At 69.6% G+C, this 17,910-nt stretch carries 22 protein-coding genes and 2 pseudogenes; all 24 read left to right on the forward strand.

Annotated features, from left to right (window positions below; translation table 11 throughout):
- The first annotated feature begins 13 nt into the window (after window positions 1–13).
- Window positions 14–1,402, forward strand: coding sequence for an enoyl-CoA hydratase/isomerase family protein (locus tag PYR91_RS00045; RefSeq protein ID WP_279776752.1), 1,389 nt, complete (start codon window positions 14–16; stop codon window positions 1,400–1,402).
- Window positions 1,403–1,449: 47 nt separating this feature from the next.
- The gene (locus tag PYR91_RS00050; protein WP_279776753.1) at window positions 1,450–2,622 is read left to right on the forward strand and encodes a hypothetical protein; all 1,173 of its coding nucleotides are present in this window, start codon (window positions 1,450–1,452) and stop codon (window positions 2,620–2,622) included.
- Window positions 2,622–3,758, forward strand: coding sequence for a pyruvate dehydrogenase (acetyl-transferring) E1 component subunit alpha (gene pdhA / locus PYR91_RS00055; protein WP_279776754.1), 1,137 nt, complete (start codon window positions 2,622–2,624; stop codon window positions 3,756–3,758). Before PYR91_RS00050 ends, pdhA begins: the two co-directional genes overlap by 1 nt.
- Window positions 3,743–4,720: pseudogene (locus PYR91_RS00060) on the forward strand (alpha-ketoacid dehydrogenase subunit beta); the annotation flags it as partial. The gene pdhA and the pseudogene PYR91_RS00060, both read left to right, overlap by 16 nt.
- Before the next feature lie 66 nt (window positions 4,721–4,786).
- Window positions 4,787–5,797, forward strand: a pseudogene (locus PYR91_RS00065) (dihydrolipoamide acetyltransferase family protein); the annotation flags it as partial.
- Window positions 5,798–6,350: 553 nt separating this feature from the next.
- On the forward strand, window positions 6,351–6,725 hold the full coding sequence (rpsL, locus tag PYR91_RS00070; protein ID WP_184608232.1) for a 30S ribosomal protein S12: 375 nt from the start codon (window positions 6,351–6,353) through the stop codon (window positions 6,723–6,725).
- Window position 6,726: 1 nt separating this feature from the next.
- Complete coding sequence (gene rpsG / locus PYR91_RS00075) at window positions 6,727–7,197, forward strand: 30S ribosomal protein S7 (RefSeq protein WP_279776756.1); 471 nt, start codon at window positions 6,727–6,729, stop codon at window positions 7,195–7,197.
- Between the two features lie 39 nt (window positions 7,198–7,236).
- Window positions 7,237–9,336 carry an elongation factor G gene (gene fusA, locus PYR91_RS00080; RefSeq protein WP_279776757.1) on the forward strand — a complete coding sequence of 700 codons (2,100 nt, stop codon included), beginning with the start codon at window positions 7,237–7,239 and terminating at the stop codon, window positions 9,334–9,336.
- Window positions 9,337–9,515: 179 nt separating this feature from the next.
- A complete protein-coding gene (gene tuf / locus PYR91_RS00085; RefSeq protein ID WP_184888245.1) occupies window positions 9,516–10,709 on the forward strand; it encodes an elongation factor Tu in 1,194 nt (397 codons plus the stop codon).
- A 255-nt stretch (window positions 10,710–10,964) separates the two neighbouring features.
- Entirely contained in the window at window positions 10,965–11,273 is a 309-nt protein-coding gene (rpsJ, locus tag PYR91_RS00090) for a 30S ribosomal protein S10 (protein WP_012887830.1), read from the forward strand.
- A gap of 14 nt (window positions 11,274–11,287) precedes the next feature.
- A complete protein-coding gene (gene rplC, locus PYR91_RS00095; RefSeq protein ID WP_279776759.1) occupies window positions 11,288–11,941 on the forward strand; it encodes a 50S ribosomal protein L3 in 654 nt (217 codons plus the stop codon).
- A complete protein-coding gene (gene rplD / locus PYR91_RS00100; protein WP_279776760.1) occupies window positions 11,938–12,588 on the forward strand; it encodes a 50S ribosomal protein L4 in 651 nt (216 codons plus the stop codon). Before rplC ends, rplD begins: the two co-directional genes overlap by 4 nt.
- The gene (gene rplW, locus PYR91_RS00105) at window positions 12,588–12,890 is read left to right on the forward strand and encodes a 50S ribosomal protein L23 (protein WP_279776761.1); all 303 of its coding nucleotides are present in this window, start codon (window positions 12,588–12,590) and stop codon (window positions 12,888–12,890) included. The genes rplD and rplW overlap by 1 nt, the downstream gene beginning before the upstream one ends.
- Before the next feature lie 47 nt (window positions 12,891–12,937).
- Window positions 12,938–13,771 (forward strand): 50S ribosomal protein L2, encoded by an 834-nt coding sequence (gene rplB, locus PYR91_RS00110; RefSeq protein ID WP_279776763.1) that lies wholly within the window; start codon window positions 12,938–12,940, stop codon window positions 13,769–13,771.
- A gap of 11 nt (window positions 13,772–13,782) precedes the next feature.
- The gene (gene rpsS, locus PYR91_RS00115) at window positions 13,783–14,061 is read left to right on the forward strand and encodes a 30S ribosomal protein S19 (protein WP_279776764.1); all 279 of its coding nucleotides are present in this window, start codon (window positions 13,783–13,785) and stop codon (window positions 14,059–14,061) included.
- Between the two features lie 27 nt (window positions 14,062–14,088).
- Entirely contained in the window at window positions 14,089–14,457 is a 369-nt protein-coding gene (gene rplV / locus PYR91_RS00120) for a 50S ribosomal protein L22 (RefSeq protein ID WP_279776765.1), read from the forward strand.
- Window positions 14,457–15,308 (forward strand): 30S ribosomal protein S3, encoded by an 852-nt coding sequence (gene rpsC, locus PYR91_RS00125; protein WP_279776766.1) that lies wholly within the window; start codon window positions 14,457–14,459, stop codon window positions 15,306–15,308. The genes rplV and rpsC overlap by 1 nt, the downstream gene beginning before the upstream one ends.
- 2 nt (window positions 15,309–15,310) lie before the next feature.
- Window positions 15,311–15,730 carry a 50S ribosomal protein L16 gene (rplP, locus tag PYR91_RS00130; protein ID WP_114032737.1) on the forward strand — a complete coding sequence of 140 codons (420 nt, stop codon included), beginning with the start codon at window positions 15,311–15,313 and terminating at the stop codon, window positions 15,728–15,730.
- Window positions 15,730–15,966 carry a 50S ribosomal protein L29 gene (gene rpmC, locus PYR91_RS00135; RefSeq protein WP_279776767.1) on the forward strand — a complete coding sequence of 79 codons (237 nt, stop codon included), beginning with the start codon at window positions 15,730–15,732 and terminating at the stop codon, window positions 15,964–15,966. The genes rplP and rpmC overlap by 1 nt, the downstream gene beginning before the upstream one ends.
- Window positions 15,959–16,252: a 30S ribosomal protein S17 gene (rpsQ, locus tag PYR91_RS00140; protein WP_279776768.1), complete on the forward strand. Its 294-nt coding sequence runs from the start codon at window positions 15,959–15,961 to the stop codon at window positions 16,250–16,252. The genes rpmC and rpsQ overlap by 8 nt, the downstream gene beginning before the upstream one ends.
- Before the next feature lie 141 nt (window positions 16,253–16,393).
- Window positions 16,394–16,762: a 50S ribosomal protein L14 gene (gene rplN, locus PYR91_RS00145; protein WP_203982318.1), complete on the forward strand. Its 369-nt coding sequence runs from the start codon at window positions 16,394–16,396 to the stop codon at window positions 16,760–16,762.
- 9 nt (window positions 16,763–16,771) lie between these two features.
- Complete coding sequence (gene rplX, locus PYR91_RS00150; protein ID WP_279777081.1) at window positions 16,772–17,074, forward strand: 50S ribosomal protein L24; 303 nt, start codon at window positions 16,772–16,774, stop codon at window positions 17,072–17,074.
- Complete coding sequence (gene rplE, locus PYR91_RS00155) at window positions 17,074–17,649, forward strand: 50S ribosomal protein L5 (protein WP_279776769.1); 576 nt, start codon at window positions 17,074–17,076, stop codon at window positions 17,647–17,649. Before rplX ends, rplE begins: the two co-directional genes overlap by 1 nt.
- Window positions 17,650–17,687: 38 nt before the next feature.
- Complete coding sequence (locus PYR91_RS00160; RefSeq protein ID WP_248964959.1) at window positions 17,688–17,873, forward strand: type Z 30S ribosomal protein S14; 186 nt, start codon at window positions 17,688–17,690, stop codon at window positions 17,871–17,873.
- Window positions 17,874–17,910: the final 37 nt, after the last annotated feature.

Below are 17,910 nucleotides of genomic sequence, written 5' to 3' on the forward strand. Positions count from 1 at the left end.
GAAGGCAGGAACGTTGGCACACACAGACGCGAGCCGGGAGGCCCTCGATCCGCCGCGCGGCTCTCCCCCCTCCCGGGGGACGGCCGCGCCGGACCGGTGGACCGGCGACGTCCCGGAGATGACAGGGGACTTCCGGCGGGACTGGGCACGGGCGAGCGCCCACCTGCGCGCGGGCGCCGACCTGCCGGCGGGCCCGGCGGCCGGCCGCGCGGGCAGGCAGGCCGTCCACGAGTCCTGCCGGACGACGCGCATGCGCTTCATGGCCGCGCACGCCGAGCGGGTGTACGACGAGCTCACCGACGGCCGGCGCGCCCACCCCCGGCTGGACGCCGTCGCCTACGCCGCCGCCGAGCTCTTCCCCGGGCTGACGCCCACCCGCGAGCAGATCGCGCGGGACCGGCGGGTGATGCAGGGCGAGAAGGACGGCTGGGAGCTCGACCAGGGCATCCTGTTCTGGGGCCTGCTGTCCGCGCCGGACGCCGGGCGGCACCTGATGCGCGCCATGCTCCGCCCGACCCCCCAGGCCACCGGCATGGCGGCCGAGTTCGCCCGCAGCGGTAAGGCCGAGTTCGGCACGGTCACGCTGGAGCGCCGCGGCGGCGTCGGCCACGTCACCGTGCGCAACGAGCGGTTCCTCAACGCCGAGGACGACGCCGTGGTCGGCGACCTGGAGGCGGCGGTCGACCTCGCGCTGCTGGACGACGGCGTCGAGGTCGGCGTGCTGCGCGGCGCCACCATGTCCCACCCCCGCTACGCCGGCCGCAGGGTGTTCAACTCCGGCATCAACCTCACCCACCTCTACCAGGGGCGGATCTCCTTCCTGGACTTCCTGCTGCGCAGGGAGCTGGGCTACATCAACAAGATCGTCAGAGGGCTCGACCGCCCCGAGGAGCCGCGGGCGCAGTTCCCGCCGCGTCACGAGAAGCCCTGGATCGGCGCCGTCGACACCTTCGCCATCGGCGGGGGAACCCAGATCACCCTGGTGCTCGACTGGGTCGTGGCCACCAAGGACGCCTACTTCAGCCTGCCCGCCATGCGCGAGGGCATCGTGCCCGGCGCCGCCGCGTTCCGGCTGCACCGCATGATCGGCAGCAGGCCCGCCCGGCAGGCGATCTTCGGCGACCGCCGGATCGACGCCGACGGCCCCGAAGGGCAGCTCCTGTGCGACCAGGTCGTCGCCGACTCCGAGATGGACGCGACGGTCGAGGCCGCGGCCGCCCGGCTGCGCGGCCCCGCGGCGGTCGTCAACCGGCGCATGATGCGGGTCGTCGAGGAGCCCCTCGACCTGTTCCGCGAGTACATGGCCTCATACGCGCTGGAGCAGTCGCGCCTGCTCTACAGCCGCGAGCTGATCGGCAACCTCGAGCGGATGTGGATCGGCAGGTCACGTAGGTCCGCATGACATCGGCGCCGATCAAAGCCCACAACGACTCTCGCAGCGAGGTAGGCATGGACACGCGACTGATAAGCCCGTCTGACGTCGAGCAGGTCGTCCGCGTGATAGGACGCCACGAACTCATGGACCGCGTCATCACCCGGCTGGCCCAGGGGCTGGCCGAGCTGGGCCGGGAGAAACGGGAGACCTCCCCCACGCGCGGCGGCTTCGACCGCGACTACCCGACGCCGGGGGTCCTCGAATGGATGCCGCACCACGTGCCGGGTGACAGCATCACCATCAAGACGGTGGCCTACAGCCCGGTGAACCCCCAGCGCTACGGCCTGCCGACCATCTTGAGCAACCTGGCCCGCTATGACTGCGCCACGGGCCGGCTGGTGGCGATGGCGGACGGGGTGGTCCTCACGGCTGTGCGCACCGGCGCCGCCTCGGCGGTGGCGTCACGGCTGCTCGCGCCGCCGGACAGCGCCGTGGTCGGAGTGATCGGCGCCGGCGCCCAGGCGGTGACGCAGGTGCACGCCCTGTCACGGGTGTTCCCGGTGGAACGCGTGCTGGTGTGGGACGTGGACCCGCGGCACGCGGCGAGCATGGCGGGCCGGACGGCCTTCCTCGGCCTGCCGACCGAGGTGGCGCGCCCGGAGGTGATCCTCGCCCGCGCCGACGTCATCAGCACGGTGACGTCGGTGGCCGTCGGCGGGGCGCCCGTGCTGCCCCACGGGGCCCACCGCCCCCATCTGCACGTCAACGCGGTCGGCTCCGACCTCGTGGGCAAGACCGAGCTGCCCAGGAGCCTCGTGCTGGAGGCGTTCGTCACCCCCGACCACCCCGAGCAGGCCCACCGCGAGGGGGAGTGCCAGCAGCTCGCCGGCGACCCCGCCCGGAACCGGGTCATCGGGCCCAGCCTGGGCGAGCTGTGCGCCGAGCCGGAGCTGGCGCTGGCCGTGCGCGACCGGCTCACCGTCTTCGACTCCACGGGGTTCGCCCTGGAGGACCACCTCGCCCTGGACGTCCTGCTGGAGGCCGCCGACGAGGTGGGCGTGGGCTCCCGCGTCCAGGTGGAGTACCACCCCGTCGACACCCTCGACCCCTACTCGGCGCCGGTGCGCGGCCCGGGCCCGGCCGGACGCCCGCGCGTGCCCGCCGCCCGCGGCGTGCCGGTCGCCCGCGCGGCCGGGCGGCCGTCGCCGTCCGGGCGGGAGACGACGCCGTCCCCCGAGGAGCTGTGATGACCGCCGAGGCCACCATCGACGACGTCGACCCGGTCGACTACGACGACCCCCGGGTCCACCGGGTGCTCGATCCCGCAGGCGGGCTCGCCCATCCCGGCCAGGCGCCGCCGCCCGCCGAGCGGTGCCTGGACCTGCACCGCCGCATGGTGCTGGGCCGCCGGTTCGACCGGCAGGCCACCGCCCTGGCCAAGCAGGGCAGGCTCACGGTCTACCCCTCCTCCTTCGGGCAGGAGGCGTGCCAGGTCGGCGCGGTCGCCGCGCTGCGCCCGTCCGACTGGCTCTTCCCGACCTACCGCGACTGCGTCGCGGTGCTGACCCGGGGCGTGGACCCGGTGGAGACCCTCACCCTCATGAGGGGCGACTGGCACTGCGGCTACGACCCGCGCGCGCACCGCGTCGCCCCCCAGGCGACCCCGCTGGCCACCCAGGCGGTGCACGCCGCGGGCCTGGCCCACGCCGCGCGCCTGCGCGGCGACGACACGGTGGCGCTCGCCCTGCTCGGCGACGGCGCCACCAGCGAGGGCGACTTCCACGAGGCGTGCAACTTCGCGGCGGTCTTCCGCTCGCCCGTGGTCTTCCTCGTCCAGAACAACCAGTACGCCATCAGCGTGCCGCTGTCACGGCAGACCGCCGCCAAGAGGATCGCCGACCGGGGCGCCGGCTACGGGATGCCCGCCCGCGTGGTCGACGGCAACGACGTCCTCGCGGTGACCTCCGCGGTGTCCGACGCCGTCGAGTCGGCGCGGCGGGGGGAGGGGCCGTGGCTGGTCGAGGCCCTCACCTACCGCATGGGACCGCACACCAACACCGACGACCCCGGCAGGTACCGCGCCCCCGAGGAGGTGGAGCCCTGGCTCGGACGCGACCCGATCGCCCGGCTCCAGGCCCATCTGCGCGGACGCGGGATCCTCGACGACCCCCTCGCCGCGCGCGTGCGGGAGGAGGCCGAGCGGCTCGCCGCCGGCCTGCGGCGGAGCCTGGCCGAGGAGCCCGGCACCGAGCCGGCCGAGCCGTTCTCCCACGTCTTCTCCGCCCCCACGCCCCGGCTGCGCCGCCAGGCCGCGGCGCTGGAGCAGGAGCTGTCCCGAGCCCGCACGCCCGCGCCGAACGGAGAGCCATGCCGACCGACGTGACGGTCGCCCGCGCGATCAACGCCGCCCTGCGTGACGCCATGGCCGAGGACGAGCGGGTGGTGGTCTTCGGCGAGGACGTGGGCCCGCTCGGCGGCGTGTTCCGCGTGACCGACGGCCTGGCCGCGGCGTTCGGCGACGAGCGGTGCTTCGACACCCCGCTGGCGGAGTCGGGCATCGTCGGCACCGCGATCGGCATGGCCATGTACGGCTACCGCCCGGTGGTCGAGCTGCAGTTCGACGCGTTCGCCTACCCGGCGTTCGAGCAGATCGTCAGCCATGTCGCCAAGTGGCGCTCCAGGACCCGCGGCCGGATGGGCCTCCCGCTGGTGATCAGGATCCCGTTCGGCGGCGGCATCGGGGCCGTCGAGCACCACAGCGACTCCTCAGAGGCCTACTACGCCCACACCCCGGGCCTGCAGATCGCCGTGCCCTCGTGCGCGGCCGACGCGTACTCCCTGCTGCGCGCGGCGATCGCCTCCGAGGACCCCGTCGTGTTCCTGGAGCACAAGAAGCTGTACTGGTCCGAGCACGGCCAGATCACGCCGCAGCCGTCGCCGTTCGGCCGTGCGGCGGTCCGCCGCCGGGGCACCACCGCGACGATCGTCGCCTACGGGGCCGTGGTCGGCACCGCGCTCGCCGCGGCGCGGGAGGCGGCGGCCCGGGGCTGGGACGTCGAGGTGATCGACCTGCGCACCCTGGTGCCGCTGGACGAGGAGACCGTGGTCGAGAGCGCGCGCCGCACCGGACGCGTGCTCGTCGTCCACGAGGCGCAGGGCTTCTGCGGGGTCGGCGCCGAACTGGCGGCGCTGGTCGCCGAACGCTGCTTCGGGCGGCTCAAGGCCCCCGTGCGCCGGGTCACCGGGTTCGACGTCCCCTATCCCCCTCCCCGGCTGGAGCGCTTCCACCTGCCCACGGTCGAGCGCCTCGTCACGGCGCTCGCGGAGCTGCACGGCGAGTGGGACGCCGGCGTCCCCGCCCTCCCGCCGCCCGGCCCGGCGGAGGCCGCCGGTGAGCCGTTCCTGCTGCCGGACCTGGGCGAGGGCCTGGTGGAGGCCGAGATCGTCCGCTGGCTGGTCAGCGAGGGCCAGTTCGTGGAGGTGGACGCCCCGCTGGTGGAGGTCGAGACCGCCAAGAGCGTCGTGGAGCTGCCCAGCCCCCACCGGGGCCTGGTGTCCCGCCTCCACGGCGGGGTCGGGGACTCCGTCGCGGTCGGCGCGCCGCTGGTGACCCTGCTACCCGACGGCACCGCCACCGCCACCCTCCCGTCCGGCGGCACCGCCACCCGGCCGTCCGGCCCCTCCCTCGTGGCCGTCGAGGCCGCTCCGGCCGTGGCGGCCGCCCCGCCGGCGAGCGGGCGCCGCACGCCCCTGTACGGGCCGCGCGGCGCGGTGGTCAGGAAGGTCGAGACCAGTCGCCGGGAGATCCCCCACGTGACGGTGTGGGTCGACGCCGACGCCACCGGCCTGCTCGCGGCCCGCCGGCGCGCCGCCGCCGCCGCGAGGCCCGGGCTCCTCGGCCTGCTCGCCTGGTTCGCGCTGGACGGCCTGCGCCGCTTCCCGGTGCTGAACGGCCGGGTCGACCCCGAGCGCCAGGAGATCGTCGAGGCGGCGGAGGTGAATCTCGGCCTGGTCGTGCAGGGGGAGCGGGGCCTGGTGATCCCCGTGCTGCCGGCTGCGCAGGCGCTCGGCCCGGACGCGCTGGTCGCCGGGGTGCGCCGGGTCGTCGAGTCCGCCCGCACCGGGGGCGGCGGCTACCGGGTGAGCGGCGGCACCTTCACCGTCAACAACTTCGGCGGGTTCGGGGTGGACGGCTCCACCCCGATCATCAACCACCCGGAGGTCGCCATGCTGGGGATGGGACGTCTCACGGACCGTCCCTGGGTTGTCGACGGCGGCGTGCGCCCCCGGGCCGTCACCCAGCTCTCCCTCACCTTCGACCACCGGGTGTGCGACGGAGACGTCGCCGGCGGGTTCCTGCGCCACGTCGCCGACCTCGTGGAGCGCGGCGCGCTGCCGTCGGACGACGCGCCCGGCGCGTGAGCCGCGCCGCCGGACACGGTGGCGACACGACGAGGGAGTCACCGGACGCGGCGAATCCGTGATATGTTTGGCGATCGCCTGCGGAGACAAGCCGCAGCCCGGCCCGATGTGGCCGGGCGGGGTCGCCAGAGGTTCCACGCGCCGGTCGGCGCGGGGCCCGCGGCCGGGCCCCGGCGGGCCCGAACGGCCGTCTGATCCCGGCCTCCTATGCTCACCGGCCTCGGAGGGACACGCGGGGTAGTCGTTTTGACGAGCCGTGGCCTGCTGGGTAACCTTGGTCTTCGTGCCCACGGTCTCGTGGGCATTCGCGGGTGTGCCCTCTTTTGAGGGGCGCCCCGCGGGGGTCCCTCCACAAGCTCGATCTCACCAGGTGCAAAGTGTGATCCGAGCGCGACACGCCCGAACGCGGGGGTCGGAGTGCGAGGTAAACCAGCAGGTCAGACACCGGCAGAACCTGCGAAATGCACAGCGGGATGGAAAACCCGTGGTCGCTTGCGGCCCGGGGGCCTTCGCCCGACGACGTACCACCGGCCAGAACGCGAACGGAGAAGTAGTGCCCACTATTCAGCAGTTGGTCCGAAAGGGCCGACAGGACAAGGTCACCAAGACCAAGACTCCGGCGCTAAAAGGTAGTCCCCAGCTCCGCGGCAACTGCGTGCGTGTTTACACCACGACCCCGAAGAAGCCGAACTCGGCGCTGCGCAAGGTGGCCCGTGTCCGGCTGAGCAGCGGCATCGAGGTCACCGCCTACATCCCCGGTGTGGGCCACAACCTTCAGGAGCACTCGATCGTGCTCGTTCGCGGCGGTCGTGTTAAGGACCTGCCGGGCGTTCGCTACAAGATCGTGCGCGGTGCGCTCGACACCCAGGGTGTCCGCAACCGCAAGCAGGCCCGCAGCCGTTACGGCGCGAAGAAGGAGAAGAGCTGATATGCCGCGCAAGGGTCCCGCTGGGCGTCGTCAGCTTATGGCCGACCCGGTGTACAGCTCGCCGCTGGTCACCGCGCTCATCAACAAGGTGCTTCTGAACGGCAAGCGTTCGCTCGCCCAGACGATCGTCTACAACGCCCTTGAGGGCTGCAAGGACAAGTCGGGCAACGACCCGGTCGTCACCCTCAAGCGCGCGCTCGACAACGTCAAGCCCACCCTCGAGGTGCGCAGCCGCCGTGTCGGTGGCGCCACCTACCAGGTGCCGGTGGAGGTGCGCGCGGCGCGCAGCACCACGCTGGCCCTCCGCTGGCTGGTGCAGTACTCCCGCGCCCGCCGCGAGAAGACCATGACCGAGCGGCTGATGAACGAGCTGCTCGACGCCAGCAACGGTCTTGGCGCCAGCGTGAAGCGGCGTGAGGACACCCACAAGATGGCCGAGTCCAACAAGGCCTTCGCCCACTACCGCTGGTAATCCCGGCGGCGACGACGAGACGACGAGGACGCGAGAGAAGTGGCCACATCGACCGCTCTTGACCTGGCCAAGGTCCGCAACATCGGGATCATGGCCCACATCGACGCGGGCAAGACCACCACTACCGAGCGCATCCTGTTCTACACCGGCATCAACTACAAGATCGGTGAAGTCCACGAGGGCGCTGCCACGATGGACTGGATGGAGCAGGAGCAGGAGCGCGGCATCACGATCACGTCCGCCGCGACCACCTGCATGTGGCTTGACCACACGATCAACATCATCGACACCCCGGGTCACGTGGACTTCACCGTCGAGGTGGAGCGCTCGCTTCGCGTCCTGGACGGCGCGGTGGCGGTCTTCGACGCCGTGGCCGGCGTCGAGCCGCAGTCGGAGACGGTGTGGCGTCAGGCGGACCGCTACGGCGTGCCGCGCATCTGCTTCGTCAACAAGATGGACCGCGTGGGCGCGGAGTTCCACCGCTGCGTCGACATGATCGTGTCCCGCCTGGGCGCCACCCCGCTGGTCATCCAGCTTCCCTGGGGCGTGGAGTCCGACTTCAAGGGCGTCATCGACCTCGTGAAGATGAAGGGCATGATCTGGAGCGCCGAGGCGGCCAAGGGCGAGATGTACGACACCGTCGACATCCCGGCCGACCACGCCGAGGTGGCGCGCGAGTGGCGCGACAAGCTCATCGAGACGGTCTCCGAGAACGACGACCAGCTCATGGAGCTCTACCTGGAGGGCGTCGAGCCCACCGAGGAGCAGCTCGTCGCGGCCATCCGCCGCGCGACGCTGGCCAGCGCGCTCAACCCGGTCCTGTGCGGCACCGCGTTCAAGAACAAGGGCGTCCAGCCCCTGCTCGACGCGATCGTGGCCTACCTCCCCGCTCCGATCGACATCCCCGCCTTCAAGGGGCACGCGGTCGGCGACGAGGAGAAGCTCATCGAGCGCCACGCCGACCCGAGCGAGCCGTTCGCCGCCCTGGCGTTCAAGATCATGAGCGACCAGCACCTGGGCAAGCTGACCTACATCCGCATCTACTCGGGCACGCTCGAGACCGGCACCGCGGTAGTGAACTCGGTGAAGGGCAAGAAGGAGCGGATCGGCAAGATCTACCAGATGCACGCCAACAAGCGCGAGGAGCGTCCGTCGGCGGTAGCCGGTCAGATCGTCGCCGTCATGGGCCTGAAGGACACCACCACCGGTGACACCCTCAGCGACCCGGCGAGCCCGGTCGTGCTGGAGTCGATGAACTTCCCGGCGCCGGTCATCAACGTGGCCATCGAGCCCAAGACCAAGGGCGACCAGGAGAAGCTGGGCACCGCCATCCAGCGGCTGGCCGAGGAGGACCCCTCCTTCCAGGTCCGTCGCGACGAGGAGACCGGTCAGACGGTCATCTGGGGCATGGGCGAGCTTCACCTGGAGATCCTGGTCGACCGCATGCGCCGCGAGTTCAAGGTCGAGGCCAACGTCGGCCGCCCGCAGGTCGCCTACCGCGAGACCATCCGCCGCAAGGTGGAGAAGGTCGAGTACACGCACAAGAAGCAGACCGGTGGTTCCGGCCAGTTCGCGCGCGTGATCATCGACCTGGAGCCGCTGGGCGAGGGCAACGACGGCTACGAGTTCTCGAACAAGGTCAGCGGCGGCCGCATCCCCCGGGAGTACATCCCCTCGGTGGACGCCGGCGCCCAGGAGGCCGCCGAGTTCGGCGTGCTGGCGGGCTATCCGATGGTGGGCGTCAAGGTCACCCTCAAGGACGGCGCCTACCACGAGGTCGACTCCTCCGAAATGGCTTTCAAGATCGCCGGTTCGATGGCCTTCAAGGAGGCCGCGCGCCGTGCGGACGCCGTGATCCTGGAGCCGATGATGGCCGTCGAGGTCACCACGCCCGAGGACTACATGGGTGACGTCATCGGCGACCTCAACGGTCGTCGCGGGCAGATCCAGGCGATGGAGGACCGCACCGGGGCGAAGGTCATCAACGCCCTCGTCCCGCTGTCAGAGATGTTCGGCTACGTGGGTGACCTGCGAAGCAAGACCCAGGGCCGGGCGGTCTACAGCATGCAGTTCAGCTCCTATTCGGAGGTGCCCCCGGGCATCGCCAAGGAGATCGTCGCGAAGGCTCGGGGCGAATAGCCCCGGAGTCCGATGGCCCGGGGCGGAGATCACCCTCCGCGCCGGGGCCGCAGGGGCCCGGTACTCCTTGGTACCGGCCCCGTGCCCGTGGGCGGTGGGCGACCGCCGTCCCGGGTAAACGGGCTCCGAGCCCGAGTCAGACACGCAAGTGAAGTCAGAATCTCTAAGGAGACAGAGCAGTGGCCAAGGCCAAGTTCGAGCGGACCAAGCCGCACGTGAACATCGGCACCATTGGGCACATCGACCACGGCAAGACCACTCTGACCGCGGCGATCACCAAGGTGCTCCACGACCGTTTCCCTCACCTCAATGAGGCGACCCCGTTCGACAAGATCGACAAGGCGCCCGAGGAGAAGGCCCGCGGCATCACCATCTCCATCGCCCACGTCGAGTACCAGACCGAGAAGCGCCACTACGCCCACGTGGACTGCCCCGGTCACGCCGACTACGTGAAGAACATGATCACGGGTGCGGCGCAGATGGACGGCGCGATCCTCGTGGTCGCCGCCACCGACGGTCCGATGCCGCAGACCAAGGAGCACGTCCTCCTGGCCCGCCAGGTCGGCGTCCCCTACATCGTCGTCGCCCTGAACAAGGCCGACATGGTGGACGACGAGGAGATCCTGGAGCTCGTCGAGCTCGAGGTCCGCGAGCTGCTCTCCGCCCAGGAGTTCCCGGGCGACGACCTGCCGGTCGTGCGCGTCTCGGCGCTGAAGGCGCTTGAGGGCGACGAGAAGTGGGGCGACTCGATCATCGAGCTCATGAACGCCGTGGACGACAACGTCCCCGAGCCCGTTCGTGACACCGAGAAGCCGTTCCTGATGCCGATCGAGGACGTCTTCTCGATCACCGGCCGCGGCACCGTCGTGACCGGTCGTATCGAGCGCGGCATCGTCAAGGTCAACGAGACCGTCGACATCATCGGCATCAAGGAGAAGAGCACCACGACCACCGTCACCGGTGTCGAGATGTTCCGCAAGCTCCTTGACGAGGGCCGGGCCGGCGACAACGTCGGTCTGCTCCTGCGCGGCATCAAGCGTGAGGACGTCGAGCGCGGCCAGTGCATCATCAAGCCGGGCACGACCACCCCGCACACCGAGTTCGAGGCGCAGGTGTACATCCTGTCGAAGGACGAGGGTGGCCGCCACACGCCGTTCTTCAACAACTACCGCCCGCAGTTCTACTTCCGCACCACGGACGTGACGGGCGTCGTGACCCTCCCCGAGGGCACCGAGATGGTCATGCCCGGTGACAACACCGAGATGACCGTCCAGCTCATCCAGCCCATCGCGATGGAGGACGGTCTCAAGTTCGCCATCCGCGAGGGTGGCCGCACCGTCGGTGCGGGCCGGGTCACGAAGATCATCAAGTAGTAGCACGACCGCTGGTCGGCGGTCGGGTCCGCGAAAGGGCCCGACCGCCGCACCACGAGGGGCCTTCGGGCCCCGGAGCCCACAGCGAGCTCCCAGCCCGTTCAGGGCCGTGATCTCGCAGCCGTCTCGAGCCGTGGGGACCGAGACGACTGCAAGATCACGGAATGCGACGGGCGCTCCGGGTGGGACACACGCCAGGCGGCAGAGACCGCACGAAACTTTTGCAGGACGACAGCGAAGGACACCGAGGCCATTATGGCGGGACAGAAGATCCGCATCCGGCTTAAGGCCTATGACCACGAGGTCATCGACAGCTCGGCCAAGAAGATCGTCGAGACGGTGACGCGGACTGGCGCCAAGGTCGCGGGCCCGGTGCCGTTGCCGACCGAGAAGAACGTGTACTGCGTCATCCGTTCGCCGCACAAGTACAAGGACAGCCGCGAGCACTTCGAGATGCGCACGCACAAGCGGCTGATTGACATCATCGACCCGACGCCCAAGACCGTCGACTCGCTCATGCGGCTCGACCTTCCGGCGGGCGTCGACATCTCGATCAAGCTCTGAGGGAACGCACTGACATGGCTAAGCAGATCAAGGGCGTCCTGGGCAAGAAGCTCGGCATGACCCAGGTCTTCGACGAGGGCAACCGGATGGTTCCGGTGACCGTCGTCGAGGCCGGTCCGTGCGTGGTGACCCGGGTCCGCAGCGAAGAGAAGGACGGCTACTCGGCCGTGCAGCTCGGCTACGGGCAGGTCGATCCGCGCAAGGTGAAGAAGCCGCTGGGTGACTACCTGCGTAAGCACGACATCACCCCGCGCCGCTACTTCGTCGAGATCAGGACCACGGACGCCGCCGAGTACACCCTCGGCCAGGAAGTGCTGGCCGACACCTTCGAGGCCGGTCAGTACGTCGACGTGACCGGCAAGAGCAAGGGCAAGGGCTTCGCGGGTGTCATGAAGCGCCACGGCTTCAAGGGCCTGGGCGCCTCCCACGGCACCCAGCGCAAGCACCGCTCGCCCGGCTCCATCGGCGGCTGCGCCACGCCGGGCCGCGTCTTCAAGGGCGTTCGCATGGCCGGCCGTATGGGCAACGTCCGCACGACCGTCCAGAGCCTGAAGGTCCACGCCGTGGACGCCGAGAAGGGGATCATCCTCATCAAGGGTGCCGTCCCCGGCGCCAACGGCAGCCTGGTCCTCGTCCGCACCGCCACCAAGAAGGAGGCTGCCAAGTGAGCACGACGATCGACGTCCTCGACGCAGCCGGTGCGAAGACCGGGACCGTCGACCTTCCTGAGACCGTCTTCGGCGCCAAGGTCAACATCCCGCTGATCCACCAGGTCGTGGTCGCCCAGCTCGCCGCTCGCCGGCAGGGCACGCACGCGACCAAGACCCGCGGTCAGGTCAGCGGCGGCGGCAAGAAGCCGTACCGCCAGAAGGGCACCGGCCGGGCCCGCCAGGGCTCGACCCGCGCCCCGCAGTTCACCGGCGGCGGCGTCGTCCACGGCCCGCAGCCGCGCGACTACAGCCAGCGGACGCCCAAGAAGATGAAGGCCGCCGCGCTTCGCGGAGCCCTCAGCGACCGGGCCGGTGGCGGCCGGGTGCACGTGGTGAGCAGCCTGGTCGACGGGGACACCCCGAAGACCCGTGCGGCCATCCAGGCACTGCGCAACATCACCAAGGCTCGGAGCGTCCTCGTCGTCCTCGACGAGGCCGACGAGATGTCCTGGCTGAGCCTGCGGAACGCGCCGGAGGTCCACCTCCTGGACGCCGGCCAGCTCAACACCTACGACGTGCTCTGCTACGACGACGTGGTCTTCACCCGCGAGGCGTACGACCAGGTCGTGGCGCGGCTGGGCGTGAGCGGGAAGGAAGAAGCCTGATGCAGAAGATCGCCGACCCGCGCGACATCATCCTCAAGCCGATCGTCTCCGAGAAGAGCTACGGCCTGATCGATGAGCACAACAAATACACGTTCTTGGTGAGCAAGACGGCCAACAAGACGCAGGTGAAGATCGCGATCGAGCAGATCTTCGGCGTCAAGGTGACCAGCGTGAACACGATCAACCGCCACGGCAAGCGCAAGCGCACCCGCTTCGGGTACGGCCAGCGGCCCAGCACCAAGCGGGCCATCGTGAGCCTGGCGGAGGGCGACCGTATCGACATCTTCGGCCCGGTCGGCTGATCACCGCCGCACTGCCAAGCAACACCGACGAAGGATGAACGAAAAAGATGGGCATCCGTAAATACAAGCCGACGACCCCGGGTCGTCGCGGCGCGAGCGTCTCGGACTTCGCCGAGATCACGCGCAGCACCCCGGAGAAGTCGTTGCTCGCGCCGCTGCACAGCAAGGGCGGCCGTAACGTCCACGGCAGGGTGACCGCGCGTCACCAGGGCGGTGGCCACAAGCGTGCGTACCGGATCATCGACTTCCGGCGGCACGACAAGGACGGCGTGCCGGCGAAGGTCGCGCACATCGAGTACGACCCGAACCGGACGTCGCGCATCGCGCTCCTGCACTACGCGGACGGCGAGAAGCGCTACATCCTTGCTCCGACCGGCGTCAAGCAGGGCGACCGCATCGAGAACGGCCCCGCGGCCGACATCAAGCCGGGCAACTGTCTGCCGCTGCGCAACATCCCGACCGGTACCTTCATCCACGCCGTGGAGCTGAAGCCCGGTGGCGGCGCCAAGCTGGGCCGGTCCGCCGGCGTTCAGATCCAGCTTCTGGCGAAGGAAGGCCAGTACGCCACCCTGCGCATGCCCTCGGGCGAGATGCGCCAGGTGGACGTGCGCTGCCGCGCCTCCGTGGGCCAGGTCGGCAACGCCGAGCAGTCCAACATCAACATCGGTAAGGCCGGCCGTAACCGCTGGAAGGGCAAGCGCCCGACCGTCCGCGGCGTCGCGATGAACCCGGTCGACCACCCGCACGGCGGTGGTGAGGGCAAGACCTCCGGCGGTCGCCACCCGGTGAACCCCAAGGGCAAGCCGGAGGGTCGCACCCGCCAGCCCAACAAGGCGAGCGACCGACTGATCATCCGTCGGCGGAGCAAGAAGAAGCGGTAGGAGCAGCCTAAATGCCACGTAGCCTTAAGAAGGGTCCTTTCGTCGACCACCACCTTCAGAAGAAGGTGGACACTCAGAACGAAAAGGGCACCAAAAACGTCATCAAGACGTGGTCGCGGCGCTCCATGATCGTGCCCGACATGATCGGCCACACGATCGCCGTGCACGACGGACGCAAGCACGTCCCGGTGTTCGTCACCGACTCGATGATCGGTCACAAGCTCGGCGAGTTCGCTCCTACGCGGACCTTCCGCAGCCACGTCAAGGAAGACCGGCGTAGCCGGCGGTAAGCGCCTTTCAGAAACGAGGAGTAAGCGATGGAAGCCAGGGCTCAGGCGCGGTTCGTCCGCGTCACGCCCCAGAAGGCCCGCCGTGTGGTGGACCTTATTCGCGGGCTGCCCGCTTCGGAGGCGCAGGCCGTGCTGCAGTTCGCTCCCCAGGCAGCGAGCGAGCCGATCTTCAAGGTGCTGACGAGCGCGATGGCGAACGCCGAGCACAACTTCAAGCTCGAGCGCGAGACGCTGGTCGTCAGCCGGGCGTGGGTCGACGAGGGCCCGACACTCAAGCGGTTCCGCCCCCGTGCCCAGGGTCGTGCCTACCGCATCAACAAGCGGACGAGTCACATCACCGTGATCGTCGAGTCCCGGCCTGAGGGCCAGGGCAGGCCGAAGGGAAGGACCCGCTAGTGGGCCAGAAGGTTAACCCGCACGGGTTCCGCCTCGGCATCACAACCGACTTCAAGAGCCGGTGGTACGCCGACAAGCTCTACAAGTCCTACGTCGCCGAGGACGTGTCGATCCGCCGCATGCTGCAGAAGGGCATGGAGCGGGCCGGCATCTCCAAGGTCGAGATCGAGCGGACCACCGACCGCGTCCAGGTCGACATCCACACCGCCAGGCCGGGCATCGTCATCGGCCGCCGCGGCGCCGAAGCCGACCGCATCCGGGGCGACCTCGAGAAGCTGACCAAGAAGCAGGTCCAGCTCAACATCCTCGAGGTCAAGAACCCCGAGATCGACGCCCAGCTCGTCGCCCAGGGCGTGGCCGAGCAGCTCTCCAGCCGGGTCTCCTTCCGGCGGGCGATGCGCAAGGCCATGCAGTCGGCGATGAAGAGCGGAGCCAAGGGCATCCGTGTCCAGTGCTCCGGTCGCCTCGGCGGCGCCGAGATGTCGCGTTCGGAGTTCTACCGTGAGGGCCGCGTGCCGCTGCACACCCTCCGGGCGGACATCGACTACGGCTTCTACGAGGCCCGCACCACCTTCGGCCGCATCGGCGTGAAGGTGTGGATCTACAAGGGTGAGGCCCCGACCAGCCGCGCCGAGCGCGAGGCGGCAGCCGCCGGTGCGCGTGCCGGCCAGCGTCGCGAGCGCACCGACCGGCCGCAGCGCGGCCGCGGCGGTCCCGGCGGCGGCGGTGGCGGCGGAGGCCGTGGCGGCGGAGCCCCCCGTGGCGGTCGTGCGCCCAGAACCGAATCCACCGCGCCCGCTGGGGCGCCCGAGACCGGCCCGGCGGAGCAGCCGGGTGCTGAAGGGAGCTGACCATGCTGATCCCTCGCAGGGTCAAGCACCGTAAGCAGCACCGGCCCGACCGCAGCGGCGCCGCCAAGGGCGGCACCAGGGTTGTGTTCGGCGAGTACGGCATTCAGGCGCTTGAGCACCACTACGTGACCAACCGTCAGATCGAAGCCGCGCGTATCGCCATGACCCGGCACATCCGCCGTGGCGGCAAGGTGTGGATCAACATCTACCCCGACCGCCCGCTCACCAAGAAGCCGGCCGAGACCCGCATGGGTTCCGGTAAGGGTTCCCCCGAGTGGTGGATCGCCAACGTCAAGCCCGGTCGCGTCATGTTCGAGCTGTCAGGTGTGACCGAGCCGGTGGCCCGTGAGGCCCTCCGGCGCGCGATGCACAAGCTCCCTATGAAGTGCCGGTTCGTCAAGCGTGAAGTGGGTGAGGCGTGATGGCTAAGGGCCTGACCGCTGGTGAGCTGCGAGTTTCTGACCAGGACGAACTGGTGCAGAAGCTCAAGGAGGCGAAGGAGGAGCTGTTCAACCTTCGCTTCCAGGCGGCGACAGGTCAGTTGGAGAGCCATGGGCGGCTCCGTGCCGTCCGCCGCGAGATCGCCCGTATCTACACCGTGATGCGTGAGCGCGAGCTCGGAATCATCACGGTCGAGAAGGAGCCGAGCGATGGCTGAGACAACTGAGACCAACCAGACCACCGAGAAGGTGGCGCGGAACTACCGCAAGACCCGTGAGGGTCTCGTCGTCAGCGACAAGATGGACAAGACCGTCGTCGTCGCCGTCGAGGACCGCGTCAAGCACCCGCTGTACGGCAAGGTGATCCGCCGTACGACCAAGTACAAGGCGCACGACGAGGCGAACAGCTGCGGCGTCGGCGACCGTGTCCTCCTGATGGAGACCCGGCCGCTGTCGGCCACCAAGCGGTGGCGCGTCGTGGAGATCCTCGAGCGGGCCAAGTAAGTCGTTCACGGGAGACCCTCCAGGGTCTCCCGTCGGGCGTCCCCCCTCGGTACCGGCCGTCCGGTCGCCGGGGGAGTAAAGACCAAATCTAGTTCCGCCAGGCTCGATGAACGAGAACCGGCGTGACACACGGGAGTTGACGTGATCCAGCAGGAGTCGCGGCTCAAGGTCGCCGACAACACGGGTGCCAAGGAGATCTTGTGCATCCGCGTGCTCGGCGGCTCGGGTCGGCGCTACGCGGGTATCGGCGACATCATCGTCGCGACGGTGAAGGACGCCCTTCCCGCCGCGGGTGTGAAAAAGGGTGATGTGGTCAAGGCTGTCGTGGTGCGCACCTCCAAGGAGCGCCGCCGCCCCGACGGCTCCTACATCCGCTTCGACGAGAACGCCGCCGTCATCATCAAGGACAGCGGCGACCCTCGTGGCACGCGCATCTTCGGTCCGGTCGGGCGCGAGCTTCGTGAGAAGAAGTTCATGCGCATCATCTCGCTCGCGCCGGAGGTGTTGTAAATGTCGAAGCTGCATGTGAAGAAGGGTGACCTCGTCCAGGTCATCGCCGGCAAGGACAAGGGTGCCAAGGGCCGGGTGATCCTCGCCCTGCCGACCGAGGACCGGGTGGTCGTCGAAGGCGTCAACCTGGTCAAGAAGCACTCCAAGGTCACCCACCAGGGCCCGCGTGGCGCCAAGGAAGGCGGCGTGCGGACCATGGAGGCCCCCATCCATGTGAGCAACGTGAAGAAGCTCAAGGATGAGCCGAAGAAGGACGACGAGAAGCCCGCCAAGAAGGCCAGCAAGGCCGACGAATCGGGTGAGGACAACTGATGACCGCCACCACCACTGAGACCGAGCGCATTCAGCCGCGGCTCAAGGAGCGCTACCGCGAGGAGATCGCCGACAAGCTGCGCGAGCAGTTCGGCATCGAGAACGCCATGAAGATCCCCAGGCTCACCAAGATCAAGGTGAACATGGGCGTCGGCGAGGCGGCTCGTGACTCCAAGCTCATCGAGGGCGCGGTGCGCGATCTCACCGCCATCACCGGCCAGAAGCCCGCCGTGGCCCACGCCCGCAAGTCCATCGCGCAGTTCAAGCTGCGCGAGGGCATGCCGATCGGCGCGCACGTGACGCTCCGCGGCGACCGCATGTGGGAGTTCCTCGACCGGCTGCTGTCCCTGGCGCTTCCGCGTATCAGAGACTTCCGCGGCCTCTCGCCCAAGCAGTTCGACGGCAACGGGAACTACACCTTCGGCCTCACCGAGCAGGTGATGTTCCACGAGGTCGACCCCGACCGCGTCGACCGCCAGCGCGGCATGGACATCACCGTCGTGACCACGGCGACGGACGACGAGCAGGGCCGGGCGCTGCTCAGGCTTCTCGGCTTCCCGTTCAAGGAAGCGTAGGAAGTCGAAATGACTGAGTACCGCACTGAGGAGGCCTGATGGCTAAGAAGTCCTTGATCGCCAAGGCAGAGCGCAAGCCGAAGTTCGGCGTCCGGGCCTACACGCGCTGCACGCGCTGCGGCCGGCCGCGCGCCGTCTACAGGAAGTTCGGCCTGTGCCGTGTCTGCTTCCGCGAGATGGCGCACCGGGGCGAGCTGCCGGGCATCACCAAGTCGAGCTGGTAGTCCGCGTGCGGGAGCCCTCCGGAGATCGTTCTCCGGA

Source organism: Sphaerisporangium sp. TRM90804 (assembly GCF_029846175.1).
Classification (GTDB): domain Bacteria; phylum Actinomycetota; class Actinomycetes; order Streptosporangiales; family Streptosporangiaceae; genus Sphaerisporangium.

Coding starts and splice junctions, on each gene's coding strand:
- rplP (WP_114032737.1), top strand. CDS start 15,311: ATGCTGATCCCTCGCAGGGTCAAGCACCGTAAGCAGCACCGGCCCGAC.
- rplV (WP_279776765.1), top strand. CDS start 14,089: ATGGAAGCCAGGGCTCAGGCGCGGTTCGTCCGCGTCACGCCCCAGAAG.
- rpsJ (WP_012887830.1), top strand. CDS start 10,965: ATGGCGGGACAGAAGATCCGCATCCGGCTTAAGGCCTATGACCACGAG.
- rplC (WP_279776759.1), top strand. CDS start 11,288: ATGGCTAAGCAGATCAAGGGCGTCCTGGGCAAGAAGCTCGGCATGACC.
- rplE (WP_279776769.1), top strand. CDS start 17,074: ATGACCGCCACCACCACTGAGACCGAGCGCATTCAGCCGCGGCTCAAG.
- rpsG (WP_279776756.1), top strand. CDS start 6,727: ATGCCGCGCAAGGGTCCCGCTGGGCGTCGTCAGCTTATGGCCGACCCG.
- rpsQ (WP_279776768.1), top strand. CDS start 15,959: ATGGCTGAGACAACTGAGACCAACCAGACCACCGAGAAGGTGGCGCGG.
- pdhA (WP_279776754.1), top strand. CDS start 2,622: ATGACCGCCGAGGCCACCATCGACGACGTCGACCCGGTCGACTACGAC.
- PYR91_RS00160 (WP_248964959.1), top strand. CDS start 17,688: ATGGCTAAGAAGTCCTTGATCGCCAAGGCAGAGCGCAAGCCGAAGTTC.
- rpsS (WP_279776764.1), top strand. CDS start 13,783: ATGCCACGTAGCCTTAAGAAGGGTCCTTTCGTCGACCACCACCTTCAG.
- rpmC (WP_279776767.1), top strand. CDS start 15,730: ATGGCTAAGGGCCTGACCGCTGGTGAGCTGCGAGTTTCTGACCAGGAC.
- rplW (WP_279776761.1), top strand. CDS start 12,588: ATGCAGAAGATCGCCGACCCGCGCGACATCATCCTCAAGCCGATCGTC.
- rplB (WP_279776763.1), top strand. CDS start 12,938: ATGGGCATCCGTAAATACAAGCCGACGACCCCGGGTCGTCGCGGCGCG.
- PYR91_RS00050 (WP_279776753.1), top strand. CDS start 1,450: ATGGACACGCGACTGATAAGCCCGTCTGACGTCGAGCAGGTCGTCCGC.